The organism is Mesorhizobium sp. M0621 (assembly GCF_040320745.1).
Classification (GTDB): Bacteria; Pseudomonadota; Alphaproteobacteria; order Rhizobiales; family Rhizobiaceae; genus Mesorhizobium.
In genome coordinates, this window is sequence record NZ_JAMYQF010000014.1 from 1 (window position 1) to 23,307 (window position 23,307).

At 61.3% G+C, this 23,307-nt stretch carries 35 protein-coding genes; all 35 read left to right on the top strand.

What is annotated here, in order from left to right; genetic code table 11:
* Nucleotides 1–102: EF-Tu C-terminal domain-related protein (locus tag NKI38_RS12285; RefSeq protein ID WP_152536282.1), on the top strand; the 102-nt coding region annotated here is incomplete at its 5' end.
* Between the two features lie 63 nt (nt 103–165).
* Nucleotides 166–474, top strand: coding sequence for a 30S ribosomal protein S10 (rpsJ, locus tag NKI38_RS12290; protein WP_010909272.1), 309 nt, complete (start codon nt 166–168; stop codon nt 472–474).
* Nucleotides 475–535: 61 nt separating this feature from the next.
* Nucleotides 536–1,258, top strand: coding sequence for a 50S ribosomal protein L3 (rplC, locus tag NKI38_RS12295; RefSeq protein ID WP_352657840.1), 723 nt, complete (start codon nt 536–538; stop codon nt 1,256–1,258).
* On the top strand, nt 1,258–1,878 hold the full coding sequence (rplD, locus tag NKI38_RS12300) for a 50S ribosomal protein L4 (RefSeq protein ID WP_352633693.1): 621 nt from the start codon (nt 1,258–1,260) through the stop codon (nt 1,876–1,878). The genes rplC and rplD overlap by 1 nt, the downstream gene beginning before the upstream one ends.
* Nucleotides 1,875–2,168, top strand: coding sequence for a 50S ribosomal protein L23 (locus tag NKI38_RS12305; protein ID WP_027028839.1), 294 nt, complete (start codon nt 1,875–1,877; stop codon nt 2,166–2,168). Before rplD ends, NKI38_RS12305 begins: the two co-directional genes overlap by 4 nt.
* Before the next feature lie 22 nt (nt 2,169–2,190).
* Entirely contained in the window at nt 2,191–3,024 is an 834-nt protein-coding gene (gene rplB / locus NKI38_RS12310) for a 50S ribosomal protein L2 (protein WP_027026960.1), read from the top strand.
* A gap of 16 nt (nt 3,025–3,040) precedes the next feature.
* Nucleotides 3,041–3,319, top strand: a complete 279-nt coding sequence (gene rpsS / locus NKI38_RS12315; protein WP_006205463.1) for a 30S ribosomal protein S19 — start codon at nt 3,041–3,043, stop codon at nt 3,317–3,319.
* Between the two features lie 2 nt (nt 3,320–3,321).
* A complete protein-coding gene (gene rplV / locus NKI38_RS12320; RefSeq protein WP_006205462.1) occupies nt 3,322–3,711 on the top strand; it encodes a 50S ribosomal protein L22 in 390 nt (129 codons plus the stop codon).
* Nucleotides 3,711–4,436 (top strand): 30S ribosomal protein S3, encoded by a 726-nt coding sequence (gene rpsC / locus NKI38_RS12325; protein ID WP_013531426.1) that lies wholly within the window; start codon nt 3,711–3,713, stop codon nt 4,434–4,436. The genes rplV and rpsC overlap by 1 nt, the downstream gene beginning before the upstream one ends.
* Before the next feature lie 27 nt (nt 4,437–4,463).
* A complete protein-coding gene (gene rplP / locus NKI38_RS12330; protein ID WP_013531427.1) occupies nt 4,464–4,877 on the top strand; it encodes a 50S ribosomal protein L16 in 414 nt (137 codons plus the stop codon).
* Between the two features lie 13 nt (nt 4,878–4,890).
* Nucleotides 4,891–5,091 carry a 50S ribosomal protein L29 gene (gene rpmC / locus NKI38_RS12335; RefSeq protein ID WP_006205459.1) on the top strand — a complete coding sequence of 67 codons (201 nt, stop codon included), beginning with the start codon at nt 4,891–4,893 and terminating at the stop codon, nt 5,089–5,091.
* 11 nt (nt 5,092–5,102) lie between these two features.
* Nucleotides 5,103–5,342, top strand: a complete 240-nt coding sequence (gene rpsQ / locus NKI38_RS12340) for a 30S ribosomal protein S17 (RefSeq protein ID WP_010909280.1) — start codon at nt 5,103–5,105, stop codon at nt 5,340–5,342.
* An 83-nt stretch (nt 5,343–5,425) separates the two neighbouring features.
* A complete protein-coding gene (gene rplN / locus NKI38_RS12345) occupies nt 5,426–5,794 on the top strand; it encodes a 50S ribosomal protein L14 (protein ID WP_006205457.1) in 369 nt (122 codons plus the stop codon).
* 12 nt (nt 5,795–5,806) lie between these two features.
* On the top strand, nt 5,807–6,121 hold the full coding sequence (rplX, locus tag NKI38_RS12350) for a 50S ribosomal protein L24 (RefSeq protein ID WP_013531428.1): 315 nt from the start codon (nt 5,807–5,809) through the stop codon (nt 6,119–6,121).
* On the top strand, nt 6,114–6,713 hold the full coding sequence (gene rplE / locus NKI38_RS12355; RefSeq protein ID WP_013531429.1) for a 50S ribosomal protein L5: 600 nt from the start codon (nt 6,114–6,116) through the stop codon (nt 6,711–6,713). Before rplX ends, rplE begins: the two co-directional genes overlap by 8 nt.
* A 27-nt stretch (nt 6,714–6,740) precedes the next feature.
* A complete protein-coding gene (rpsN, locus tag NKI38_RS12360; RefSeq protein ID WP_010909282.1) occupies nt 6,741–7,046 on the top strand; it encodes a 30S ribosomal protein S14 in 306 nt (101 codons plus the stop codon).
* 12 nt (nt 7,047–7,058) lie between these two features.
* A complete protein-coding gene (gene rpsH / locus NKI38_RS12365) occupies nt 7,059–7,457 on the top strand; it encodes a 30S ribosomal protein S8 (protein ID WP_013531431.1) in 399 nt (132 codons plus the stop codon).
* Between the two features lie 89 nt (nt 7,458–7,546).
* Nucleotides 7,547–8,080 (top strand): 50S ribosomal protein L6, encoded by a 534-nt coding sequence (rplF, locus tag NKI38_RS12370; protein WP_352633698.1) that lies wholly within the window; start codon nt 7,547–7,549, stop codon nt 8,078–8,080.
* Between the two features lie 193 nt (nt 8,081–8,273).
* Nucleotides 8,274–8,633, top strand: a complete 360-nt coding sequence (gene rplR, locus NKI38_RS12375; protein ID WP_352633700.1) for a 50S ribosomal protein L18 — start codon at nt 8,274–8,276, stop codon at nt 8,631–8,633.
* 132 nt (nt 8,634–8,765) lie between these two features.
* Nucleotides 8,766–9,329 carry a 30S ribosomal protein S5 gene (gene rpsE, locus NKI38_RS12380; protein ID WP_006333394.1) on the top strand — a complete coding sequence of 188 codons (564 nt, stop codon included), beginning with the start codon at nt 8,766–8,768 and terminating at the stop codon, nt 9,327–9,329.
* Nucleotides 9,330–9,353: 24 nt separating this feature from the next.
* Nucleotides 9,354–9,551, top strand: a complete 198-nt coding sequence (gene rpmD / locus NKI38_RS12385) for a 50S ribosomal protein L30 (RefSeq protein WP_006205449.1) — start codon at nt 9,354–9,356, stop codon at nt 9,549–9,551.
* Nucleotides 9,552–9,573: 22 nt separating this feature from the next.
* Nucleotides 9,574–10,047: a 50S ribosomal protein L15 gene (rplO, locus tag NKI38_RS12390; RefSeq protein WP_027028844.1), complete on the top strand. Its 474-nt coding sequence runs from the start codon at nt 9,574–9,576 to the stop codon at nt 10,045–10,047.
* A gap of 194 nt (nt 10,048–10,241) precedes the next feature.
* Nucleotides 10,242–11,582, top strand: coding sequence for a preprotein translocase subunit SecY (gene secY / locus NKI38_RS12395; RefSeq protein ID WP_056588610.1), 1,341 nt, complete (start codon nt 10,242–10,244; stop codon nt 11,580–11,582).
* Nucleotides 11,579–12,175, top strand: a complete 597-nt coding sequence (locus NKI38_RS12400) for an adenylate kinase (protein WP_352657844.1) — start codon at nt 11,579–11,581, stop codon at nt 12,173–12,175. Before secY ends, NKI38_RS12400 begins: the two co-directional genes overlap by 4 nt.
* A 204-nt stretch (nt 12,176–12,379) precedes the next feature.
* Entirely contained in the window at nt 12,380–12,748 is a 369-nt protein-coding gene (rpsM, locus tag NKI38_RS12405; protein WP_023757968.1) for a 30S ribosomal protein S13, read from the top strand.
* 123 nt (nt 12,749–12,871) lie between these two features.
* Nucleotides 12,872–13,261, top strand: a complete 390-nt coding sequence (gene rpsK / locus NKI38_RS12410; RefSeq protein WP_006205444.1) for a 30S ribosomal protein S11 — start codon at nt 12,872–12,874, stop codon at nt 13,259–13,261.
* 104 nt (nt 13,262–13,365) lie between these two features.
* The gene (locus tag NKI38_RS12415) at nt 13,366–14,376 is read left to right on the top strand and encodes a DNA-directed RNA polymerase subunit alpha (protein WP_352487615.1); all 1,011 of its coding nucleotides are present in this window, start codon (nt 13,366–13,368) and stop codon (nt 14,374–14,376) included.
* A 104-nt stretch (nt 14,377–14,480) separates the two neighbouring features.
* On the top strand, nt 14,481–14,912 hold the full coding sequence (rplQ, locus tag NKI38_RS12420; RefSeq protein ID WP_352633706.1) for a 50S ribosomal protein L17: 432 nt from the start codon (nt 14,481–14,483) through the stop codon (nt 14,910–14,912).
* Between the two features lie 202 nt (nt 14,913–15,114).
* Nucleotides 15,115–16,602 carry a Do family serine endopeptidase gene (locus NKI38_RS12425; RefSeq protein WP_352657847.1) on the top strand — a complete coding sequence of 496 codons (1,488 nt, stop codon included), beginning with the start codon at nt 15,115–15,117 and terminating at the stop codon, nt 16,600–16,602.
* Nucleotides 16,603–16,644: 42 nt separating this feature from the next.
* Nucleotides 16,645–17,952, top strand: a complete 1,308-nt coding sequence (locus tag NKI38_RS12430) for a replication-associated recombination protein A (protein ID WP_352657850.1) — start codon at nt 16,645–16,647, stop codon at nt 17,950–17,952.
* A 275-nt stretch (nt 17,953–18,227) separates the two neighbouring features.
* On the top strand, nt 18,228–19,058 hold the full coding sequence (locus NKI38_RS12435; RefSeq protein WP_352657853.1) for an aspartyl/asparaginyl beta-hydroxylase domain-containing protein: 831 nt from the start codon (nt 18,228–18,230) through the stop codon (nt 19,056–19,058).
* A 173-nt stretch (nt 19,059–19,231) separates the two neighbouring features.
* Nucleotides 19,232–20,890, top strand: coding sequence for a hypothetical protein (locus NKI38_RS12440; RefSeq protein ID WP_352657856.1), 1,659 nt, complete (start codon nt 19,232–19,234; stop codon nt 20,888–20,890).
* A gap of 79 nt (nt 20,891–20,969) precedes the next feature.
* Nucleotides 20,970–21,344, top strand: a complete 375-nt coding sequence (gene crcB / locus NKI38_RS12445) for a fluoride efflux transporter CrcB (protein ID WP_352657859.1) — start codon at nt 20,970–20,972, stop codon at nt 21,342–21,344.
* A gap of 60 nt (nt 21,345–21,404) precedes the next feature.
* Nucleotides 21,405–22,385, top strand: coding sequence for an RluA family pseudouridine synthase (locus NKI38_RS12450; protein WP_023757961.1), 981 nt, complete (start codon nt 21,405–21,407; stop codon nt 22,383–22,385).
* A gap of 47 nt (nt 22,386–22,432) precedes the next feature.
* Nucleotides 22,433–23,305: a DMT family transporter gene (locus tag NKI38_RS12455; RefSeq protein ID WP_352658075.1), complete on the top strand. Its 873-nt coding sequence runs from the start codon at nt 22,433–22,435 to the stop codon at nt 23,303–23,305.
* Nucleotides 23,306–23,307 lie beyond the last annotated feature (2 nt).

Here is a 23,307-nt window from a genome sequence, read left to right on the forward strand (position 1 = left end):
GAGCTGATCGTGCCGATCGCCATGGAAGAGAAGCTGCGCTTCGCTATCCGTGAAGGCGGCCGCACCGTCGGTGCCGGCATCGTCGTCACCATCAAAGAGTAATTTGGACTTAAACCGATCTGTCGCGGGCGCTGCCCGCGCCGCGCCAGAACAAGGAAGTGACGCATGAACGGACAGAATATCCGCATCCGCCTGAAGGCGTTTGACCACCGCGTGCTCGACGCCTCGACGAAGGAAATCGTATCGACGGCCAAGCGCACCGGTGCCAACGTCCGCGGCCCCATTCCGCTGCCGACGCGGATCGAAAAGTTCACGGTCAACCGGTCGCCTCACGTCGACAAGAAGAGCCGCGAGCAGTTCGAGATGCGCACGCATAAGCGTCTGCTCGACATCGTCGATCCGACCCCGCAGACGGTCGATGCTTTGATGAAGCTCGATCTGGCCGCCGGCGTCGACGTCGAGATCAAGCTCTAAGGGAATGAGAGCGCGGTAAGGGGCGGTGCCCCTGGCCCGGAACTCTAAAGGAATTGAACCGATGCGTTCAGGTGTGATTGCAAAGAAGGTGGGAATGACCCGCATCTACAACGATGCCGGGGAACATGTTCCCGTCACCGTTCTCCTGATGGAGAACTGCCAGGTCGTGGCCCAACGTACGCAAGAGAAGAATGGCTACACCGCCGTTCAGCTCGGCGTTGGCCTGGCCAAGGTGAAGAACACGTCGAAGGCGTTGCGCGGTCATTTCGCGACCGCTTCCGTCGAGCCGAAGGCGAAGGTCGCCGAGTTTCGCGTCTCCGCCGACAACATGATCGATGTCGGCGCCGAGATCACCGTCGAGCATTTCGTCCCCGGCCAGAAGGTCGATGTGACGGGCACGACGATCGGCAAGGGTTTTCAGGGCGTCATCAAGCGCCACCACATGGGCGGTGGCCGCGCCACGCACGGTAACTCGGTTTCGCACCGTTCGCATGGTTCGACCGGCCAGCGCCAGGACCCGGGCAAGGTGTTCAAGGGCAAGCATATGGCTGGCCACATGGGCGACACCCGCGTCACCACGCAGAATGTCGAGATCGTCTCGACCGACGCCGACCGTGGCCTGATCCTGATCCGCGGTGCGGTTCCCGGATCGAAGGGCGCCTGGATCCTGGTCCGCGATGCGGCCAAGGTGGCACTGCCGGCCAATGCGCCGAAGCCCGCCGCGATCCGCGCCGTTGCGGCAGCTGCTAAGAACGAGGCTCCGGCCACAGAGGGAGCGGAATAATGGATCTCAAGATCACAACGCTTGGCGGCAAGGACGCCGGCAAGGTGAAACTCTCCGAGGAGATTTTCGGCCTTGATCCGCGCGAAGACATCCTGCAGCGCGTCGTGCGCTGGCAGCTGGCCAAGAAGCAGCAGGGCACGCACAAGACCAAGGGCCGCGCCGAGATCGCACGCACCGGCGCCAAGATGTACAAGCAGAAGGGTACGGGCCGCGCCCGTCACCATTCGGCACGCGCTCCGCAGTTCCGCGGCGGCGGCAAGGCTCACGGCCCGGTCGTTCGCAGCCACGAGCACGAATTGCCGAAGAAGGTTCGTGCGCTTGGCCTCAAGCATGCTCTCTCGGCCAAGGCCAAGAGCGCGTCGATCATCATCATCGACGAGTTGAAGCTGACCGAGGCCAAGACGAAGGCGCTGATCGCGAATTTCGCGACGCTGGGCCTGACCAACGCCCTGCTGATCGGCGGTGCCGAGCTTGACAAGAATTTCAAGCTCGCGGCGACGAACATCCCGAACATCGACGTGCTGCCCATCCAGGGCATCAACGTCTACGACATTCTGCGCCGCGGCACGCTGGTCCTTTCGAAGGCCGCCGTCGAGGCTCTCGAGGAGCGCTTTAAATGACCGACCTTCGTCATTACGACGTGATCGTCTCGCCGGCGATCACCGAAAAGTCGACCATGGCCTCCGAGAACAACCAGGTCGTCTTCAACGTCGCCAAGAAGGCGTCGAAGCCGGAAATCAAGGCCGCCGTCGAAGCGCTGTTCGGCGTCAAGGTGATGGCCGTGAACACGCTTGTCCGTAAGGGCAAGATCAAGCGCTTCCGTGGCACGGTTGGCCGCCAGAGCGACGTCAAGAAGGCGATTGTGACGCTGGCCGATGGCCAGTCGATCGACGTCGCGACGGGTCTCTGAGCAAGGCCGCGAGGACAGAAACATGGCACTGAAAAAATTCAACCCGGTAACGCCCAGCACCCGTCAGCTGGTCATCGTCGACCGCTCGGGCCTTTACAAGGGCAAGCCCGTCAAGGGTCTGACCGAAGGCCTGACCAAGTCGGGCGGCCGCAACAACCACGGCCGCATCACCGCCCGCTTCATCGGCGGTGGTCACAAGCGTTCGTACCGCATCATCGACTTCAAGCGCCGCAAGTTCGACGTCGTCGGCACGGTCGAGCGCATTGAATACGATCCGAACCGCACCGCCTTCATCGCGCTGATCAAGTATGACGATGGCGAGCTGTCCTACATCATCGCTCCGCAGCGTCTGGCTCCCGGCGACAAGATCGTGTCCGGCGAAGCGGTCGACGTGAAGCCGGGCAATGCGATGCCGCTGGCTTCGATGCCGGTCGGCACCATCGTCCACAACATTGAGCTGAAGCCGGGCAAGGGCGCTCAGGTCGCCCGTTCGGCAGGTGGTTATGGCCAGCTTGTCGGTCGTGACCAGGGCATGGCGATCCTGCGCCTCAACTCGGGCGAGCAGCGTGTCGTTCACGGCTCCTGCATGGCCACTGTCGGCGCCGTGTCCAATCCGGACCACGGCAACATCAATGACGGCAAGGCCGGTCGCACGGTCTGGCGTGGCAAGCGTCCGCACAATCGCGGCGTGACCATGAACCCAGTCGACCATCCGCACGGCGGCGGCGAAGGCCGCACCTCGGGTGGCCGCCATCCGGTTTCGCCTTGGGGCAAGCCGACCAAGGGCAAGAAGACGCGGTCCAACAAGGCGACCGACAAGTTCATCCTGCGCTCGCGCCATCAGCGCAAGAGCTAAGAAGAGGTAACGCCAAGTGACTCGTTCGATTTGGAAAGGCCCCTTCATTGACGGCTACCTTCTCAAGAAGGTGGACAAGGTTCGTGAAGGTGGTCGCAATGAGGTGATCAAGATGTGGAGCCGTCGCTCCACCATCCTGCCGCAGTTCGTCGGCTTCACCTTCGGTGTCTACAACGGCCAGAAGCATGTTCCCGTCTCGGTGAACGAGGACATGGTCGGTCACAAGTTCGGTGAATTCGCTCCGACCCGGACCTATTACGGTCACGGCGCGGATAAGAAGGCGAAGAGGAAATAATCATGGGCAAGGCCAAAGCTCCGCGCAGGCTTGCTGATAACGAAGCGCGCGCCGTGTTGCGCACGATCCGTATCAGCCCGCAGAAGCTGAACCTGGTTGCCGCGCTGATCCGCGGCAAGAAGGTCGCGACAGCGCTTTCCGATCTCGAATTCTCGGCCAAGCGGATTTCCGGCACGGTCAAGAAGACGCTGGAATCGGCAATCGCCAACGCGGAAAACAACCACGACTTGGACGTCGATGCACTGATCGTGGCGGAAGCCTATGTCGGCAAGTCGATCGTCATGAAGCGGTTCCATGCCCGTGGCCGTGGTCGCGCCAGCCGTATCGAGAAGCCGTTCTCGCACCTCACGATCGTCGTTCGTGAAGTCGAAGAAAAAGGGGAGGCCGCATAATGGGCCAGAAAGTCAATCCGATCGGTCTTCGCCTCGGCATCAACCGCACCTGGGATTCGCGCTGGTTCGCGAACACCGGCGAGTACGGCAAGCTGCTGCATGAGGACATCAAGATCCGCAAGTATCTTGAGAAGGAGCTCAAGCAGGCTGCCATCTCGAAGGTCGTCATCGAGCGTCCGCACAAGAAGTGCCGCGTCACCATCCATGCCGCGCGCCCGGGTCTGATCATCGGCAAGAAGGGCGCCGACATCGAGAAGCTTCGCAAGAAGCTGATGGAGATGACGAAGTCCGAGACGCACCTCAACATCGTTGAAGTGCGCAAGCCGGAGATCGACGCGACCCTGGTCGCCCAGTCGATCGCCCAGCAGCTCGAGCGTCGTATCGCGTTCCGCCGCGCCATGAAGCGTGCCGTTCAGTCGGCGATGCGCCTCGGTGCCGAAGGCATCCGCATCAACTGCGCCGGCCGTCTCGGCGGCGCCGAGATCGCGCGTATGGAATGGTATCGCGAAGGTCGCGTGCCGCTGCATACGCTGCGTGCGGACGTCGACTACGGTACGGCCGAAGCGCACACCGCTTATGGCATCTGCGGCGTCAAGGTCTGGGTGTTCAAGGGCGAGATCCTCGAGCATGACCCGATGGCTTCGGAGCGTCGGGCCAGCGAAAGCGATGCAGCGCATGGCGGTGGTGGTGATCGCGAACGCGGTCGTCGTCGCGAAAACGCCTGAGACATTTAGGAATTTGGAGTTAGAACGATGCTGCAGCCAAAGCGCACAAAGTTCCGCAAGCAGTTCAAGGGCCGTATCCATGGTACCGCAAAGGGCGGTACCAACCTGGATTTCGGTGGTTTCGGGCTGAAGGCGCTTGAGCCGAACCGCGTCACCGCACGTGAGATCGAGGCGGCCCGCCGCGCGATCACCCGTGAAATGAAGCGCGCCGGTCGCGTCTGGATCCGTATTTTCCCGGACGTGCCGGTCACTTCGAAGCCGACCGAAGTCCGCATGGGTAAGGGCAAGGGTGCGGTCGATTACTGGGCGGCGCGCGTCAAGCCGGGCCGCATCATGTTCGAGATCGACGGCGTCAACGAAGAAACCGCCCGTGAGGCACTGCGTCTCGGCGCGGCCAAGCTCTCGGTCAAGACGCGCTTCGTGCAGCGCATCGCAGAATAAGGACGGGCTGATCATGAAAGCCGAAGACATCCGGACCAAGACCCAGGACCAGCTGACCGACGACCTGGCCAGCCTGAAGAAGGAGCAGTTCAACCTGCGCTTCCAGAAGGCCACCGGCCAGCTCGAGAAGACCGCGCGCGTGAGACAGGTCCGTAAGGATATTGCGCGTATCAAGACCATCGCTGCGGAAAAGTCCGCGGCTAAGAAGGCTTAAGGACGAAAACCATGCCAAAGCGCATTCTGCAGGGCACCGTCGTCAGCGACAAGAACGAGAAGACGGTTGTCGTCAAGGTCGAACGGCGCTTCACGCATCCCGTGATGAAGAAGACCGTGCGCATGACCAAGAAGTACAAGGCGCACGACGAGAACAACGCCCACAAGGTTGGCGATCAGGTGTTCATCCAGGAATCGAAGCCGATTTCCAAGGATAAGCGCTGGATCGTCGTGTCTTCGGACCAAGCCTGACCTCGGGCGTAAACAACGAATTTTGGACAGACCGGGGAGGGGCTTTGAGCCTGTCCCGTTAGAAAAGAAGAAGGCGGCCAGTCATGATTCAGATGCAAACAAACCTCGACGTCGCGGATAATTCCGGCGCCCGTCGTGTCATGTGCATCAAGGTGCTGGGCGGCTCGAAGCGGAAATACGCTTCCGTGGGCGACATCATCGTGGTGTCGATCAAGGAAGCCATCCCGCGCGGCCGCGTGAAGAAGGGCGATGTGATGAAGGCGGTCGTGGTTCGCACGGCCAAGGACATCCGCCGCCCGGACGGCAGCGTGATCCGTTTCGACAAGAACGCGGCCGTTCTCGTCGACAACAAGAAAGAGCCGATCGGCACGCGTATCTTCGGACCGGTTCCGCGCGAACTTCGCGCCAAGAACCACATGAAGATCATCTCGCTCGCGCCTGAAGTGCTGTAAGGAGCCGGACCAATGCAAAAGATTAGAAAAGGCGACAAGGTCGTCGTGCTGGCCGGCAAGGACAAGGGCCGTTCGGGCGAAGTCCTCTCGGTACAGCCGAAGGAAGACACCGCGCTGGTGCGCGGCGTCAACATGATCCGTCGTCACCAGAAGCAGTCCCAGTCCCAAGAGGGCGGGATCATCACCAAGGAAGCGCCGATCCAGCTGTCGAACATCGCGCTGGCCGACCCCAAGGATGGCAAGCCGACCCGCGTCGGTTTCATCTTCCAGAAGGACGGCAAGAAGGTGCGCGTCGCCAAGCGCTCGGGAGAAGTCATCAATGGCTAAGGCTCAAACCACGAAGCCCAAGGCTGAAAGCAAACAGTCCAAGGCCCAGAACACGCCGCGCCTCAAGCAGGTCTACAACGAGACCATCCGCAAGGCGCTGCAGGAACAGTTCGGCTACGACAACGAGATGCAGGTTCCGCGCATCGACAAGATCGTGCTGAACATGGGCGTTGGCGAAGCGACCGCCGATTCGAAGAAGCCTTCGATCGCGGCCGAAGACCTGGCGATGATCGCCGGCCAGAAGGCCGTCGTCACCCGCGCCCGCAACTCGATCGCCGGCTTCAAGGTCCGCGAGAAGATGCCGATCGGCGCCAAGGTCACGTTGCGCAAGGAACGCATGTACGAGTTCCTCGACCGCCTCGTGAACATCGCATTGCCGCGCGTCCGCGACTTCCGCGGACTGAATCCGAAGAGCTTCGATGGCCGTGGCAACTACGCCATGGGCATCAAGGAACACATCGTGTTCCCGGAGATCAACTACGACAAGGTTGATCAGATCTGGGGCATGGACGTCATCGTTTGTACGACTGCGAAGACGGACGACGAAGCCAGGGCATTGCTCAAGGCCTTCAACTTCCCCTTCCGCCAGTAACGGCAGCGAGAAAAGGAAAAATCTGAAATGGCAAAGACCAGCTCAGTCGAGAAGAACAACAGGCGCCGCAAGCTTGCCGACCAGTACGGTCCCAAGCGGGCTGCCCTCAAGGCGATCATCATGGATCAGTCCAAGCCGATGGAAGAGCGCTTCCGCGCTCAGCTGAAGCTTGCTGCCTTGCCGCGCAACTCGGCCAAGATCCGCATCCGCAACCGCTGCGAAGTTACCGGCCGTCCGCGTGCCTACTATCGCAAGCTCAAAGTATCGCGCATCGCGCTTCGTGATCTCGGCAATAACGGCCAGATCCCGGGCCTGGTCAAGTCGAGCTGGTAAGGAGGACATAACATGTCATTGAGCGATCCTCTCGGCGATATGCTGACCCGCATCCGCAACGCGTATGGCCGCAAGAAGTCGAGCGTTTCGACGCCGGCTTCGCGTCTGCGCACCCGCGTCCTCGACGTGCTGAAGGCTGAAGGCTATATCCGCGATTACAGCCAGACCGACTTCGACAACGGCAAGTCCGAAATCGAGATCGAGCTGAAGTATTTCGACGGCGCGCCGGTCGTGCGCGAAATCGCCCGCGTCTCGAAGCCAGGCCGCCGCGTCTATGTTTCGGCCAAGTCGATTCCGCAGGTCGCCAACGGCCTCGGCATCGCCATCCTTTCGACACCGAAGGGCGTGATGGCCGACCACGAAGCACGTGAACAGAACGTCGGCGGTGAAATCCTCTGCCAGATCTTCTGATCTGGCAGCTGACCGCAAAGTGGAATCCGGTCTTCGGATCGTTCCCGAAGACAGAGACCTGAAACAAGAGAAGTGACGAGGACAACAAAATGTCTCGTATTGGTAAGAAACCCGTTTCGCTGCCGCAGGGCGTGACCGCGACCGTCAACGGCCAGACCGTGACGGCGAAGGGCCCCAAGGGTGAGCTGAAGTTCGTGGTGAACGACGAAGTGCTGGTCAAGATGGAAGGCAGCGAGATCGCTGTCCAGCCGCGCGACCAGACCAAGGCCGCCCGCTCCAAGTGGGGCATGTCGCGCACGCAGATCGTCAACATCCTGCAGGGCGTCAAGGACGGTTTCGAGAAGAAGCTCGAGATCACCGGCGTCGGCTATCGCGCGGCACTTCAGGGCAAGAACCTGCAGCTGGCACTTGGCTTCAGCCATGACGTCGTCTACGAGACGCCGCAGGGCATCACCATCACGGTGCCGAAGCCGACTGAAATCACCGTGGCCGGCATCGACAAGCAGCAGGTCGGCCAGGTTGCCGCCGAGATCCGCGAATACCGCGGCCCCGAGCCTTACAAGGGCAAGGGCGTCCGTTACGCTGGCGAGAAGATCGTCCGCAAGGAAGGCAAGAAGAAGTAGTCGTGAATGGTGAATGGTGAATGGTGAAATGGCAGTAGGATAGAGCAGGGGCCGGGTGGCACTCCGCTTCTACCGTTCTCCATTTTTCCATTCACCATTCACTGCAAATCAACGCCGCGGGGAGCGGTCGCGGGAGGCGCTTTTGCCTACCGCATATGGCGGCCCCCGTTTTTTGAAGGCAAGGAAGACCATCATGGGTACCAAGGAATCCACGCAGCGCCGCGCGCAGCGCGTCCGCCGTCAGATCAAGAAGGTCGCCGGCGAGCGTCCGCGTCTGTCGGTCCACCGCACGTCGAAGAACATCTACGTGCAGGTCATCGACGACGCCAAGGGCCACACCATCGCTGCCGCTTCGACACTTGAGAAGGACTTCAAGGGTTCGCTCAAGACCGGCGCCGATACCGCCGCTGCCGCCGCGATCGGCAAGCTGATCGCCGAGCGCGCCACCAAGGCCGGCGTCAAGGAAGTCGTCTTCGACCGCGGCGCCTACATCTATCACGGCCGCGTCAAGGCGCTCGCCGAGGCTGCCCGTGAAGGTGGCTTGAGCTTCTAAGCATGATCCCGAAAAGTTGCAGACTTTTCGGATAAAGATTATGCGAAGGGAATAACTTTCGCCCCCGGTGACCCACAGAGGCACCGGATCTTATCAGCAACCGTGCTTCCGGAAAAAAACAAGGAACAGGATATGGCACAGGAACGTAGGGATGGCGGCCGCGGCCGCGATCGTGAAGAACGCGATGACGGCATGGTGGACAAGCTCGTCCACATCAACCGCGTCGCCAAGGTCGTCAAGGGCGGCCGTCGCTTCGGTTTTGCAGCACTCGTCGTGGTCGGCGACCAGAAGGGCCGCGTCGGCTTTGGTCACGGCAAGGCGCGCGAAGTGCCGGAAGCTATCCGCAAGGCAACTGAATCGGCCAAGCGCGACATGATCTTCGTGCCGCTGCGCTCGGGCCGTACGCTGCATCACGACGTCGAAGGACGCTGGGGCGCCGGACGCGTGCTGCTGCGCGCTGCCAAGCAAGGTACCGGCATCATCGCCGGTGGCCCGATGCGCGCTGTCTTCGAGACGCTCGGCATGCATGACGTGGTCGCCAAGTCGATGGGTTCGTCGAACCCCTACAACATGGTTCGCGCCACCTTCGACGCGCTGAAGAGCCAGATGCATCCCAAGGATGTGGCTGCTGCTCGCGGCATCAAGTATTCGACCCTTCAGGCCCGCCGCGGCACCGCCGTTGCGGCTGAAGAATAGTCGATCTGACCAGGGATTTTGACCATGGCCAAGAAAGCAACCAAGACCATCACCGTTGAGCAGATCGGTTCGCCGATCCGCCGTCCGAAGGAACAGCGCGCGACGCTGGTCGGCCTCGGCCTCAACAAGATGCACAAGCAGCGCACGCTGGAAGATACGCCCTCCGTGCGCGGCATGATCGCTGCCGTCCAGCATCTCGTCCGCGTCGTGGACGAGGGCTGAGCCAGAGCGCAGGAGAACTCAGATGAAACTCAACGATCTGCGTGACAAGGACGGCGCGACGCACTCCAAGAAGCGTCTCGGCCGTGGTATCGGCTCCGGCTCCGGCAAGACCGGCGGTCGCGGCGTCAAGGGCCAGAAGGCGCGCTCCGGCGTTGCCATCAACGGCTTCGAGGGTGGCCAGATGCCGCTCTACCGGCGCCTGCCGAAGCGTGGCTTCAACAACATCTTCGCCAAGAGCTTCACCGTCGTGTCGCTGGCCCGCATCCAGGTGGCCATCGACGCCAAGAAGCTCGACGCCAAGGCAACCGTGACGGCTGAATCGCTGGTTGCCGCCGGCGTTATCCGCCGCGTCAAGGACGGCGTGCGCATCCTCTCGGACGGCGAGATCAAGGCGAAGCTCGCCTTTGACGTTGCCGGCGCCTCCAAGGCCGCGATCGAGAAGATCGAAAAGGCCGGCGGCTCGGTCAAACTGCCGGAAAAGGCAGCTGCCGAGTAACGGCGATTTGAAGCGCGATCGGCAAGAGTGGGATCCATTTTTTGCTCACGATTGCGCTTTGATCTGCGCAATTTAGGCGGCCGCGTCGACGCGGCCGCTTGCATGTTTAGAGCCCGGAGCTTATCTCGTGAGCTTCGGTGAAACGCACCGCCTGACCTCAGGGCCATCAAGCGTTACCAAGCGGAGAATCAGGCATGGCTTCGGCTGCTGAACAATTAGCCTCGAATCTGAATTTCTCGGCCTTCGCCAAAGCGGAGGATCTGAAGAAACGCATCTGGTTCACGATCGGCGCGCTGCTCGTCTATCGGCTCGGCACCTATATCCCGCTTCCCGGCATCAATCCCGACGCCTTCGCCCAGGCCTTCTCCTCGCAGAGCAAGGGCGTGCTGGGCATGTTCAACATGTTCGCCGGTGGCGCCGTACAGCGCATGGCGATCTTTGCGCTCGGCATCATGCCTTACATCTCCGCCTCCATCATCATGCAGCTGATGACCTCGGTCATCCCGTCGCTGGAAGCGCTGAAGAAGGAAGGCGAACAGGGCCGCAAGGTCATCAACCAATACACGCGCTACGGCACCGTGCTGCTCGCGCTGGTTCAGGCCTATGGCATTTCGGTCGGTCTGGAAGGCGGCAACGGCATCGTCAGCGATCCCGGCATGTTCTTCCGTATCTCGACCGTCGTGACGCTGGTCGGCGGCACCATGTTCCTGATGTGGCTCGGCGAGCAGATCACCGCCCGCGGCATCGGCAACGGCATTTCGCTGATCATCTTCTCCGGCATCGTCGCCGGCCTGCCGCACGCCATCTCCGGCACGCTGGAGCTTGGCCGTACCGGCGCGCTGTCGACCGGCCTGATCCTGGCGATCATCGTGCTCGCCATCGTCGTCATCGCCTTGATCGTGTTCTTCGAGCGCGCCCAGCGCCGCTTGCTGATCCAGTATCCGAAGCGCCAGGTCGGCAACCGCATGTTCCAGGGCGATACCTCGCATCTGCCGCTGAAGCTCAACACGTCGGGCGTCATTCCGCCGATCTTCGCCTCGTCGCTGCTGCTGCTGCCGGCCACCGTCGCCGGCTTCTCGCAGACGACCAACATGCCGGCCTGGGCTAGCACCGTGCTCGCCTCGCTCGGCCATGGCCAGCCGCTCTACATGCTGTTCTATGCGGCGATGATCGTGTTCTTCGCCTTCTTCTACACTGCGATTGTCTTCAACCCGAAGGACACAGCCGACCAGCTCAAGAAGCATTCGGGCTTCATCCCGGGCTATCGTCCGGGCGAGCGCACAGCCGATTATATCGATTACGTTCTCACCCGCATCACCGTCGTCGGCGCCATCTATCTGGTGCTGGTGTGCCTGCTGCCGGAGTTCCTGATCTCGGCGACTGGCGTACCATTCTACCTTGGTGGCACATCGCTTCTGATCGTGGTCAGTGTCACGCTCGATACGGTTGCGCAGATTCAGGGTCACCTGATTGCGCACCAGTATGAAGGCCTGATCAAGAAGTCGAAGCTGCGCGGGGGGAAGAAAGCCAGATGAGGTTGATATTGCTTGGGCCGCCAGGAGCGGGCAAGGGGACACAAGCACAAAGACTGGTAGAAAAACACGGCATACCCCAGCTTTCGACGGGCGACATGTTGCGTGCTGCCGTCCAGGCTGGCACCGAAGTCGGCAAGCGCGCCAAGGCGGTGATGGATGCCGGTGAGCTGGTGTCCGACGCCATCGTCAACGCGATCGTCGCCGAGCGTATCGATCAGGCCGACTGTGCCAACGGGTTCATCCTCGACGGATATCCGCGGACCCTGGTGCAGGCGGACGCGGTTGAGCAGATGCTTTCGGATCGCTCCCAGGGCCTCGACGCCGTCATCGAACTTGTCGTTGACGACAAGGCGCTGGTCGGCCGGATAGTCAAGCGCGCCGACGAGGCACAGGCCGCCGGTCTGCCCGTTCGCAAGGACGACAATCCGGCCGTGTTCGAGGAGCGTCTGCGAGAGTACTACAAGAAGACGTCGCCGCTGATTGGCTATTACTACGCCAAGGGCAAGCTCCGGAGTGTCGACGGCATGGCCGATATCGATGCCGTGACGGAGCAGATCGAAGCGGTGCTCAAGGACGCAGCGCGGGGAAATTAACGATTGCACTTGACGGAAGCGGTTCGCTGCGGTATGGCGGCCCGTCTTCCTATCAGGTATAGGCTTTGCTTGTCCGCAAGGGCAAGGCAGCCGCTTTGAACTGGAAACTCCCGCATGGACCGGCCTCCACCGGACGCGGGGCAACTTAGCGCCGGGCCTGCCTTGTTTAGAAGGTTGGCCGGCCCACATGGAGAAGAGAAGAATATGGCTCGTATAGCCGGCGTCAACATTCCGACCAACAAGCGCGTCGTCATTGCGCTTCAGTACATTCACGGCATTGGCAAGAAGTTCGCCCAGGAGATCGTCGACAAGGTCGGCATCCCGGCCGAGCGTCGCGTCAACCAGCTCACCGACGCGGAAGTGCTGCAGATCCGCGAGGCGATCGATCGCGATTATCAGGTCGAGGGTGACCTGCGCCGCGAAGTCTCGATGAACATCAAGCGGCTCATGGACCTCGGCTGCTACCGCGGCCTGCGTCACCGCCGCTCGCTGCCGGTCCGCGGCCAGCGCACGCATACCAATGCGCGCACCCGCAAGGGCCCGGCCAAGTCGATCGCCGGCAAAAAGAAGTAATTTGGTGAATGGTGAAATGGTGAATGGTGAATGGCCTGGTCTATTCACCATTCACTATTCACCGCTCACTCAGGTGGAGCCGCTGGCATTACGGCGGTGTAGAGATCAACTGAAAGGACTATCATGGCCAAGGAAGCCGCTCGTGTTCGCCGTCGCGAACGCAAGAACATCTCGTCGGGCGTTGCCCACGTCAATTCGACCTTCAACAACACGATGATCACCATCACCGACGCGCAGGGCAATTCGATTGCCTGGTCGTCGGCCGGTGCCCAGGGCTTCAAGGGTTCGCGCAAGTCGACCCCGTTCGCTGCCCAGATGGCTGCCGAGGATGTTGCCAAGAAGGCCCAGGAACACGGCATGCGCATGCTCGAAGTCGAGGTTTGCGGACCCGGTTCCGGTCGTGAATCGGCACTGCGTGCCCTGCAGGCGGCCGGCTTCACCATCACCTCGATCCGTGATGTGACGCCGATCCCGCACAATGGCTGCCGCCCGCGCAAGAAGCGTCGCGTCTAAGCAATTTACCGAACGTCGCGCGAGCGCCCTTGGGGCGCTCCTCCACGGCATTCCAGGTCGCCCGCCACGATTGGATGGTGGCGGGTCAACGGAAGGAAAGCATCATGATCCAGAAAAATTGGCAGGAACTGATCAAGCCGAACAAGATCGAGTTCTCGTCGAAGAAGAAGACGCTGACCACGCTGGTCGCCGAGCCGCTCGAGCGTGGCTTTGGCCTGACGCTGGGCAACGCGCTGCGTCGCGTGCTTTTGTCTTCGCTGCGCGGTGCGGCTGTTACCGCCGTGCAGATCGACGGTGTTCTGCATGAATTCTCGTCCATCGCCGGTGTGCGCGAGGACGTGACCGATATCGTCTTGAACATCAAGGAAATCGCCATCCGCATGGAAGGCGACGGCCCCAAGCGCATGGTCGTTCGCAAGCAGGGACCAGGTGCGGTTCTTGCCGGCGACATCCAGACGGTTGGCGACGTCGAGATCCTCAACCCCGACCACGTCATCTGCACGCTGGACGAGGGCGCTGAAATCCGCATGGAATTCACCGTCGACACCGGCAAAGGTTACGTGCCGGCCGACCGCAACCGCGCCGAAGACGCGCCGATCGGCCTCATCCCGGTCGACAGCCTCTATTCGCCGGTCAAGAAGGTTTCGTACAAGGTCGAGAACACCCGCGAGGGCCAGGTTCTCGACTATGACAAGCTGACCATGACCATCGAGACCGACGGTTCGATCACCGGCGAGGACGCGGTGGCTTTCGCCGCCCGCATCCTGCAGGACCAGCTCGGCCTGTTCGTCAACTTCGACGAGCCGCAGAAGGAAGTCGCCACCGAGGCCGTCACCGAGCTCGCCTTCAACCCGGCGCTGCTCAAGAAGGTCGACGAACTCGAGCTTTCAGTGCGTTCGGCCAACTGCCTGAAGAACGACAACATCGTCTATATCGGCGACCTGATCCAGAAGACCGAAGCCGAGATGCTGCGCACCCCGAACTTCGGCCGCAAGTCGCTGAACGAGATCAAGGAAGTCCTGGCGGCGATGGGCCTGCACCTCGGCATGGAAGTGCCGGACTGGCCGCCGGAAAACATCGAAGACCTCGCCAAGCGTTACGAAGATCAATATTGAGCATGAATTCCAAGGATCGGCGGCGTGGGCCGCTCGATCCGACGGTCATGCGGAAAACCATCAGGGGCCTCGGCCTCTTGAACAACTGAAGAAGGAAAAGAGCCATGCGCCACGGTTTCAAAGGCCGTCGCTTCGCCCGAAGCATTAGCCATCGCAAGTCGATGTTCGCCAACCTCGCCGTGTCGCTGCTCGAGCATGAGCAGATCGTCACCACCCTGCCGAAGGCGAAGGATTTGCGTCCGATCGTCGAGAAGCTGGTGACGCTCGGCAAGCGCGGCGACCTGCACGCCCGCCGCCAGGTGATCGCGCAGATCGGCAATGAAGGCGTCGTCAAGCGCCTGTTCGACACCATCGCCCCGCGCTACGCCACCCGCAATGGCGGCTATCTGCGCATCATGAAGGCGGGCTTCCGCCACGGTGACAATGCCGCCATGGCCGTCATCGAGTTCGTCGATCGCGACATTTCGGCCAAGGGCGCCGGCGACCGCGCCCGCATCGAAGCCGAAGGCACCGAAGCGGACGCCGCAGCCGCATAAGGCTCGGTTTTTTCCAAATGAGTTCAAAGGGGCCTTCGGGCCCCTTTTTTGGTTTTCTGGAAGCAATAGAAGGCGGTCAAAGTCGATCTCCTGGGCGAAACCGAGGGTCTCTGCCCAAAATAATCGGATTTCGGCGGCTTAGCCTTTCATTTTGCACAATCGTCGGGACAATGCCCCCGAACTCGCCTTGGAGGATTCGTGAATGCGCGCCAACCGACTGTCCCTTGTTCTGCTCTTCGCCATGATGGCGTTTGCGGCCGCACCGGTGGTCAGGCAGGCATTGGCCGAGGAGACCAAGACCGATCCCGGCCTGTCCGACGTGCTGACCGACCTGCTGCATGGTGTCGAAGGCGAGAACGCCACCTCCGGTCCCGACAAGCGCGTGCCGTTCGGCCGCGAGGAGGTACAGCTGTCGTTTGCGCCGCTGGTCAAGCAGACGGCGCCGGCCGTGGTCAATGTCTACGCCTCGCAGACCGCCAAGGTGACGTCGCCTTTCGACGGCGATCCCTTCTTCGAGGAATTCTTCGGCCGCTCGCAGCCGCGTGCGCAGTCGTCGCTCGGCTCCGGCGTGCTGGTCGATCCGACCGGCGTCGTGGTCACCAATTACCACGTCATCAAGGATGCCGATCAGGTCAAGGTGGCGACCGCGGACGGGCGTGAGTTCGACAGCAAGGTGCTGCTCAAGGACGAGACGCTCGACCTTGCCGTGCTCAAGATCACCTCGGACAAGCCGTTTCCGGTGATTGCCATTGGCGATTCCGACGCGCTCGAGGTCGGCGATCTGCTGCTGGCTATCGGCAATCCCTTCGGCGTCGGCCAGACCACCACCAGCGGCATCGTCTCGGCGCTTGCCCGCAGCCATATCGGCGTGTCGGATTCCAGTTTCTTCATCCAGACGGACGCTGCCATCAACCCCGGCAATTCCGGCGGCGCGCTGATCAACATGGGCGGCCAGCTGGTCGGCATCAACACGGCCATCTACAGTCGCGGTGGTGGTTCGATCGGCATTGGCTTCGCCATTCCCTCGAACATGGTTCGCGCCTTTGCCGATGCCGCCAAAGCTGGGCTCGATTTCTTCGAGCGGCCCTATGTCGGCGCCGAGTTCGAAGCGGTGACGCCGCAGATTGCCGAATCGCTCGGCATGGAGAAGCCGACCGGTGCACTGGTCTCGTCCGTCGAGGCGACCGGACCGGCCGCCAAGGCGGGGCTCAAGCCCGGCGACGTCGTGCTGCAGCTCAACGGCAAACCGGTCGAGAGCATCGAGGCGCTGGACTACCGGATGGCGACGCTGTCGATCGGCACCACCGCCAATTTCGCGGTTCTGACCAAGGGTCAGCAGGCGGCGATGGACATCGCGCTGGAGCGCGCTCCGGAAGGCATGAAGGCTGCCGAAGTGACCCTGCATGGCCGCAGTCCGTTCTCAGGCGCCAAGGTCGCGGAACTGTCGCCCCGGCTCGCCCAGCGGCTTGGCCTGCGCACAGATATGAAGGGCGTCACCGTGGTCGACATCAACCGCGATTCGCCGGCCGCCGATTTCGGCTTCCAGCCGGGCGACATCGTGCGCGAAGTGAACGGCACCACCATCGATACCGCGGCGACCTTGGAGCTGGCGGCCAAGACGGATACACGCTGGTGGCGCTTTACGGTCGAGCGCGGCGGGCAGATACTGCGTCAGGTGTTGCGTTATTAGAGCAGGTCCCTTCGGGCCCATGCTCCAACCAAAAAGAAGTGCATGGCCGATCTGTTCAGCGTCGATGAACCGGAAAAGGTGCCGCCCGGGCGGCCGCTGGCCGACAGGCTGCGGCCGAGAAACCTCGGCGAGGTCGTCGGCCAGGAACATCTGACCGGCCCCGACGGCGCACTGACCCGGCTGATCGGTTCCGGCTCGCTTGGCTCGATGATCTTCTGGGGCCCGCCCGGCACCGGCAAGACCACGGTGGCGCGGCTGCTCGCCGGCGAAACCAGCCTGGCCTTCGAACAGATATCGGCGGTGTTTTCCGGCGTCGCCGATTTGAAGAAGGTGTTCGAGGCGGCCAAGCTGCGCCGTACGAACGGCCGCCAGACCTTGCTGTTCGTCGACGAAATCCACCGCTTCAACCGCGCCCAGCAGGACAGTTTTCTCCCTGTCATGGAGGACGGGACTGTCGTGCTGGTTGGCGCCACAACCGAAAACCCGTCCTTCGAGCTGAATGCCGCTCTGCTGTCGCGCGCGCGCGTTCTGGTCTTCCATTCATTGGGTGAGGAGAGCATCGCCAAGCTCATGGCGCGGGCCGAGGAAACCGAGGGCAGGGCGCTGCCGCTCGACGACGAAGCACGAACGATGCTCATCCGCATGAGCGATGGCGACGGCCGCGCCTCGCTGACGCTCGCCGAAGAGGTCTGGCGGGCGGCAAAGCCCGGCGAGGTCTTCGATCCCGAGGGCTTGCAGCGCATCGTCCAGCGCCGTGCGCCGATCTACGACAAGGGCCAGGACGGCCATTACAATCTGATCTCGGCGCTGCACAAATCGGTGCGTGGCTCGGACCCCGATGCAGCTCTTTATTATCTTGCGCGCATGTTCGATGCCGGCGAGGATCCGCTCTATCTCGGCCGCCGTCTGGTGCGCATGGCCATGGAAGACATCGGCCTTGCCGATCCGCAGGCGCTTGTCGTCGCCAACGCCGCCAAGGATGCTTACGACTATCTCGGCTCGCCCGAGGGCGAACTCGCCTTTGCCGAGGCCACCGTCTATCTCGCCACCGCGCCCAAATCCAACGCCGTCTACACCGCGTTCAAGGCAGCCACGCGGGCCGCGAAGGAACACGGCTCGCTGCTGCCGCCCAAGCACATCCTCAATGCGCCGACCAAGCTGATGAAAGAGGAGGATTACGGCGCCGGCTATCGCTACGACCATGACGAGCCGGACGCCTTTTCGGGGCAGGATTACTTTCCTGAGAAGATGGGCCGCCAGACCTTCTATGATCCGCCCGAGCGCGGCTTCGAGCGCGATATCAGGAAGCGGCTCGATTATTGGGCGAAGCTGCGCAAAGAGCGGGAATAGCAGGTTTGCGTGACCCGGTCGTCGTCACGCTCCGAAACGAGGGTTTGCCCTGGGGCATTTCCGCCTGGTTCCCAGGGAAAAATGGGACGAGCTTGGCCTGCCGGCGGTGCATTGACCTGATACCGGCAGGCTTCATCAGGCAGCCAGCCGGCCGCGATACCACGGCCGTTGTGTGGTGACCTAAAAAACCTTATCAAGGCGCACGACCGGGCGGTGGTCGTTGCCGTGATTTGGGCACCTCATTCGCAACAGGATCGCGCTTTGCGCGTGGAAAAATGACAAAAACCCTTCGCAAATCCCTTCGCAAATTCGCCATTGCCATCCCGCTTCTCGCCCTTGGCTTTTATTTCATTCCCATCCTGACAACGATCTTCATCGTTTGCGGCCTCATCGACGTGCTGCGCAACGACCGCAAGGATTTATCGCTGTTCAGCGGTTACTTCCTCGGCAACGGCCTGTTCACCTGGCTGCTTTCGCCGTTCAACCTGCTGGTCGACCTGCTGTGCTACAGAAATCCGGGCGTCTGGAAGCTGGAGCAGTTTCCCGCCGACTATCAGCGCGAGGTCAATGAGGTCCTGGACATCTTCAAGGCGCGCAAGGACGAGATCATCGCCGACATCGACGCCAATTTCGGCGCCGGCCGGCGCGGCATGTATGTCTACCAGTGGTACGGCAAGCACAAGATCGACAACGTCGCCGAGTTCAACAAGGATTTCAAATACATCAAGACCATCGCCGTTTCCGTCTTCAGCAAGCGCGAATCGACCTCCTGGCACTTCGGCCCACTGCGGCTCAGCCTGCGCATCCTCTACAATCTGATCCCGGTGAAATCGGAGATTTTCGTCGAGTGCGGCAATGTCAAGAACTACTGGTACGACAATCCGCTGTTCATCTTCGACGACACGCTGCTGCATCGCTCGGTCAACGAGTATGACGGCCGCCGCTACTGCGTGTTCATGGACATCATCCGCCCGTCCCCGGTTCCCGGGCTGATCGCGGCCATGCTTTCCATCGTCTCGGTGAGCGTCGAGCGCATCAATTCCATGTTCTACAAGAACTGGAAGATGATCGGCTCGACCAAGCCGAAGAAGACCGAGACGACCTGAGTTTGAGATCATCGATGCTGCCGGCTCTGCCGCAGCATCGGGTCGCTCCGCATGTGTGAGACCTGGCCATCTTGCGGGTCACCGATGCGCCAGAACGGCTCTTGGCTGCGTAAACGATAGTCCCGGGCCTTTGGCTTCGACCGTTCTCCCTCTTCTCCTCCTGGCGGCCTCAAGTGACGAAGAACAGCTCTCTCGGATTTTGGGCAAGAACGTATCTATGCACCGTTCTGCTGGGAATTGCCCTTGCAGCCATTTATGTAAGGCTTGAAGAGCCAGTCTATTATTGGGACTTCGCTGCCTATTTCGTCACGTTTAATCGGCAGGGCGCGCTCTTGGCCGACAGCCCTCTCCAGTGGCTCAGCCAATTGCGGACCTCGATCGCAACGGATGACTACAGCGCGGCAATTTTGGTGCCGCTGATGCCGTTTCACATGGTTTTTGGCGGCTCGAGGCTTTCATATATCGCCGGAATAGTCGCGGTTTACCTGGTCCCAACCGCTCTTTTCATAGGCAGAATGAGCTATCTGGAGGTGGCCACCGAGACCTCTTCATCCCGAAACTGGCTCACCGTCTGGATTGCGGCCTTTCTCTACACGCCGTTCTGGGCAGCGACGCTTCGTGGATTGCCCGACATTGCCGGCTGCCTCGCCCTTGCTGCGGCGACCTACTTTCTCTGGAAATCGAGGCTCCTGACCCACGAGCCGGTGATCAGTGGAATACGCGTCGGCGTATGCCTGTGGTTGGCGTTCGTGCTCCGACGCTGGTACGCCTATCCTGTCATAGGCATTGGGATTTCCGCTGTATTCTTCTGTTTGTTGCAGGTTGCGAAAGATCGGGACTTTCCGGCTCTTCGGAATGCCGTCGTCGGGGGCTTGTGTGCGATCCTCGTTGTTGTCGGAGCCGCATTGACCTTCCAGCAACCCCTGATCCTCAAGATCCTGGGAACCAGCTATGGCGATCTCTATAACGGATATAAGACGAACTTCGTCTCGCAGATCGACCAGGTAGGATCCCGGCTCAGCTATGTGAGCTGGCTGTTGATCGTACTGGGCCTTTATATCTCTGTTGTACGCCGAAACGGATTTTCCCTGTTCTGCGCCGTCGCCTCGGCACTCACCTTTTTTCTCTTTACCCGGATGCAGGATCCGGATCGTCATCATTCAATGCCGATGTTTCTCTGGCTCTTTCCTGCATATGCCCAGGCAATCGTTGCGATCGTTTCGACGCCGGCGCTGAGAACGCGATGGTCAGCCATTGCGATAGCCGTTGCCGCCGGGTTGGCGTTTTCTGGTACTTTTTTTCCACTTGGCCGGCAGTTGCTGTCGCCGATCAGCTACGTTTTTGCCAGGGAAGCCACGCTCCCGCTTCACCTCGACAACCTTCCTGAATACAGACGCCTTGTTGATGACCTTCTTGAAAAGATGGAACCCGAGGACCGTTTTTCGGTATTTGCTTCCGGCTCGGTCATGAGTGACTCGCTATTGTATGAAATGGACAAAGACCTCTACCCCCGTATCGAGTGGGTTTGTCAGGTTGATAGTCGTGATCAATTCAGGCCGGGAGCGTTGAAATCCAGATATATTGTCGTAACCGATCCGCCCGTCACTCATTTGCAATCGGGTGCGCAGATTTGTGTCACGATACCGGACCAATATATTGTCGAGGGCAAAGGCATCGGCGCCGCATATAGGCGCATCGCGGCATATCAATTGTCCGGCGACGTCAAGGGCTATCTCTACGAACAGGTGCGCCCGGTCAGCAAAACGGAAATAGATGCCCTCTACGACGAGTTCAGGAAGAAATATCCAGGCTGGACAACACCTGAGTGGTGATCAGTTCGACTGGTCTGTGCGGTTCCGCCCACAACACAAGGGATTGACCGTGCCGCCCCTGTAGGGGCAGTAAACGGTCATGTTCAATCTGCTTCTCGTTATGGTCGGTGGCGGCATCGGCGCCGGTATTCGACACCTCGCCAACACAGGCGCGCTGCGCCTTGTCGGCCCCAACTATCCCTGGGGCACGATGGCCATCAACATCGTCGGCTCCTTCGCCATGGGGCTGTTCATCGCCGTCCTGGCGCGCCGCGGCGGATCGAACGAACTTAGGCTGTTCGTCGCCACCGGTATTCTGGGCGGCTTCACCACTTTCTCAGCCTTTTCGCTCGATTTCGCGACGCTGTGGGAGCGAGGAGCCATGCTGCCAGCGTTTGGTTACGCGCTTGCCAGCGTCATTGGCGCCATTATCGCCCTGTTTCTGGGACTTTGGCTCGCAAGAACCGTTTCATAATGCTATTGCCGCGCCGAGAGCAGGGCAGAGCCCTGCCGGGAAACGGATAAGCGAAAAGATATGGCAGGCGTTGAACAGATCACGGTGGAGGCCGGCGAGGCGGGCATGCGGCTCGATCGCTGGTTCAAGACCCATTTCCCGGGCCTTGGTTTCGGCCATCTGCAGAAGCTGCTGCGCTCCGGCCAGATCCGCGTCGATGGCGGCCGGGTCAAGGCCGATACGCGTGTCGAGCCCGGCCAGATGGTGCGCGTCCCGCCGCTCGAGGTGGACAAGAAGGGCGAGAGCGCGCTGACCGGTCACTCGATCCGCAACCAGGGCGATGCCGATGTCCTGGCGAAAATGCTGATCCATGAGGATCCCAAGGTCTTCGTCTTCAACAAGCCGGCAGGCCTTGCCGTGCAGGGTGGCTCCGGCGTCACCCGCAATGTCGACGACATGCTGGAAGCCTGGCGCAACCAGAAGGGCGAGAAGCCGCGCCTGGTGCACAGGCTGGACCGCGACACCTCGGGTGTCCTAGTGGTCGCCCGCACCCGGCTTGCTGCCATGAAACTCGCGGAAGCGTTTCGCGCCCGCGAAACCAAGAAGACCTACTGGGCGTTGGTCAAGGGTGTGCCGCCCAAGCGCGAGGACAAGATCTCGACCTGGCTGATCAAGGAGCCGACGCCTGACGGTGACCGCGTCCGCGTCGCCGCGCACGGCGAAAAGGGCGCCGACCACGCCGTGTCCTACTATCGCATCATCGAGCAGGCGGCGCAGACGATGACCTGGCTGGAGATGGAGCCCTATACCGGCCGCACCCACCAGCTTCGTGTCCATGCCGCTTACATCGGCTGCCCGATCCTGGGCGATCCGAAATATTTCGAGGCCGACACCAATTGGGATTTTCCGGGCGGCATTCAAAACCGCCTGCACCTGCATGCGCGGCGCATCATCATTCCGCATCCGGACAAGGGCGTCATCGATGTCACCGCGCCGATGCCGCCGCACATGCGCCAGAGCTGGAACCTGATCGGCTTCGACGACGCCAGCGCGGAGGATTGACTTTGAGCGGCGCAACCGACGCGCTCGATCGCCGCGACACGGTCGACATGGCCGCCGCCGCCATCATGGTGGGCCTGACCTTTTCCTGGGGGTTGAACTATGTCGCCGCCAAGATCTCCTACGCCGGCTACGACCCGGTCTTCCTGTCGATCGCGCGCTCGATCATCGGCGGTTTGTGTGTCTTCGCCTGGTGCCGGTGGCGCGGCATCGCGCTTTTCACGCGCGACGGGACATTGCGCGCCGGCATAGCCGTGGGGGCGCTTTTCGGCATCGAGTTCCTCTGCCTCTATGTCGGCCTGGAGCACACGACCGTCGCCCGCAACACGCTGCTGGTCAACACGATGCCGTTCTGGATGTTGCTCGGCGGCCATCTCCTGCTCGGCGAACGGATCACCTTGAGGAAATTCCTCGGCCTGCTAATGGCTTTTGCCGGCCTTGCCGCGGTGTTTTCCGACAAGCTTGGCGGTGGCGGGGATATGCTGTTCGGCGATCTCCTGAGCCTCGGCTCCGGATTTTTCTGGGCCTTGACCAACATCCTCATCAAGCGGTCGAAGCTGGTCGAGGCGAGCGCCGAAAAGCTCCTGCTCTATCAGCTCGCCGGTGCTGCAATCGTCGGCATGTTGGTGCTGCCTCTCGCGGGTCCGCCCGTTCGCGACCCGACCGTGCTGCCGACATTGGCACTGCTTTTCCAGGCGGTGTACATCGTCGCCTTCACCTATGTGCTGTGGTTCTGGCTGCTGCGGCGCTATCCGGCGTCAGGCCTGTCCAGTTTCACCTTCCTGTCGCCGGTTTTCGGCGTGTTATGCGGCGCGATCATCTTGAACGAGCCGCTGACCATGCGCATTTTCCTGGCACTTGGCCTGATCGCCGCCGGCCTGATCATCGTCAACCGGCCGGTACGCAAGCTGACGCCGGTGTGAGA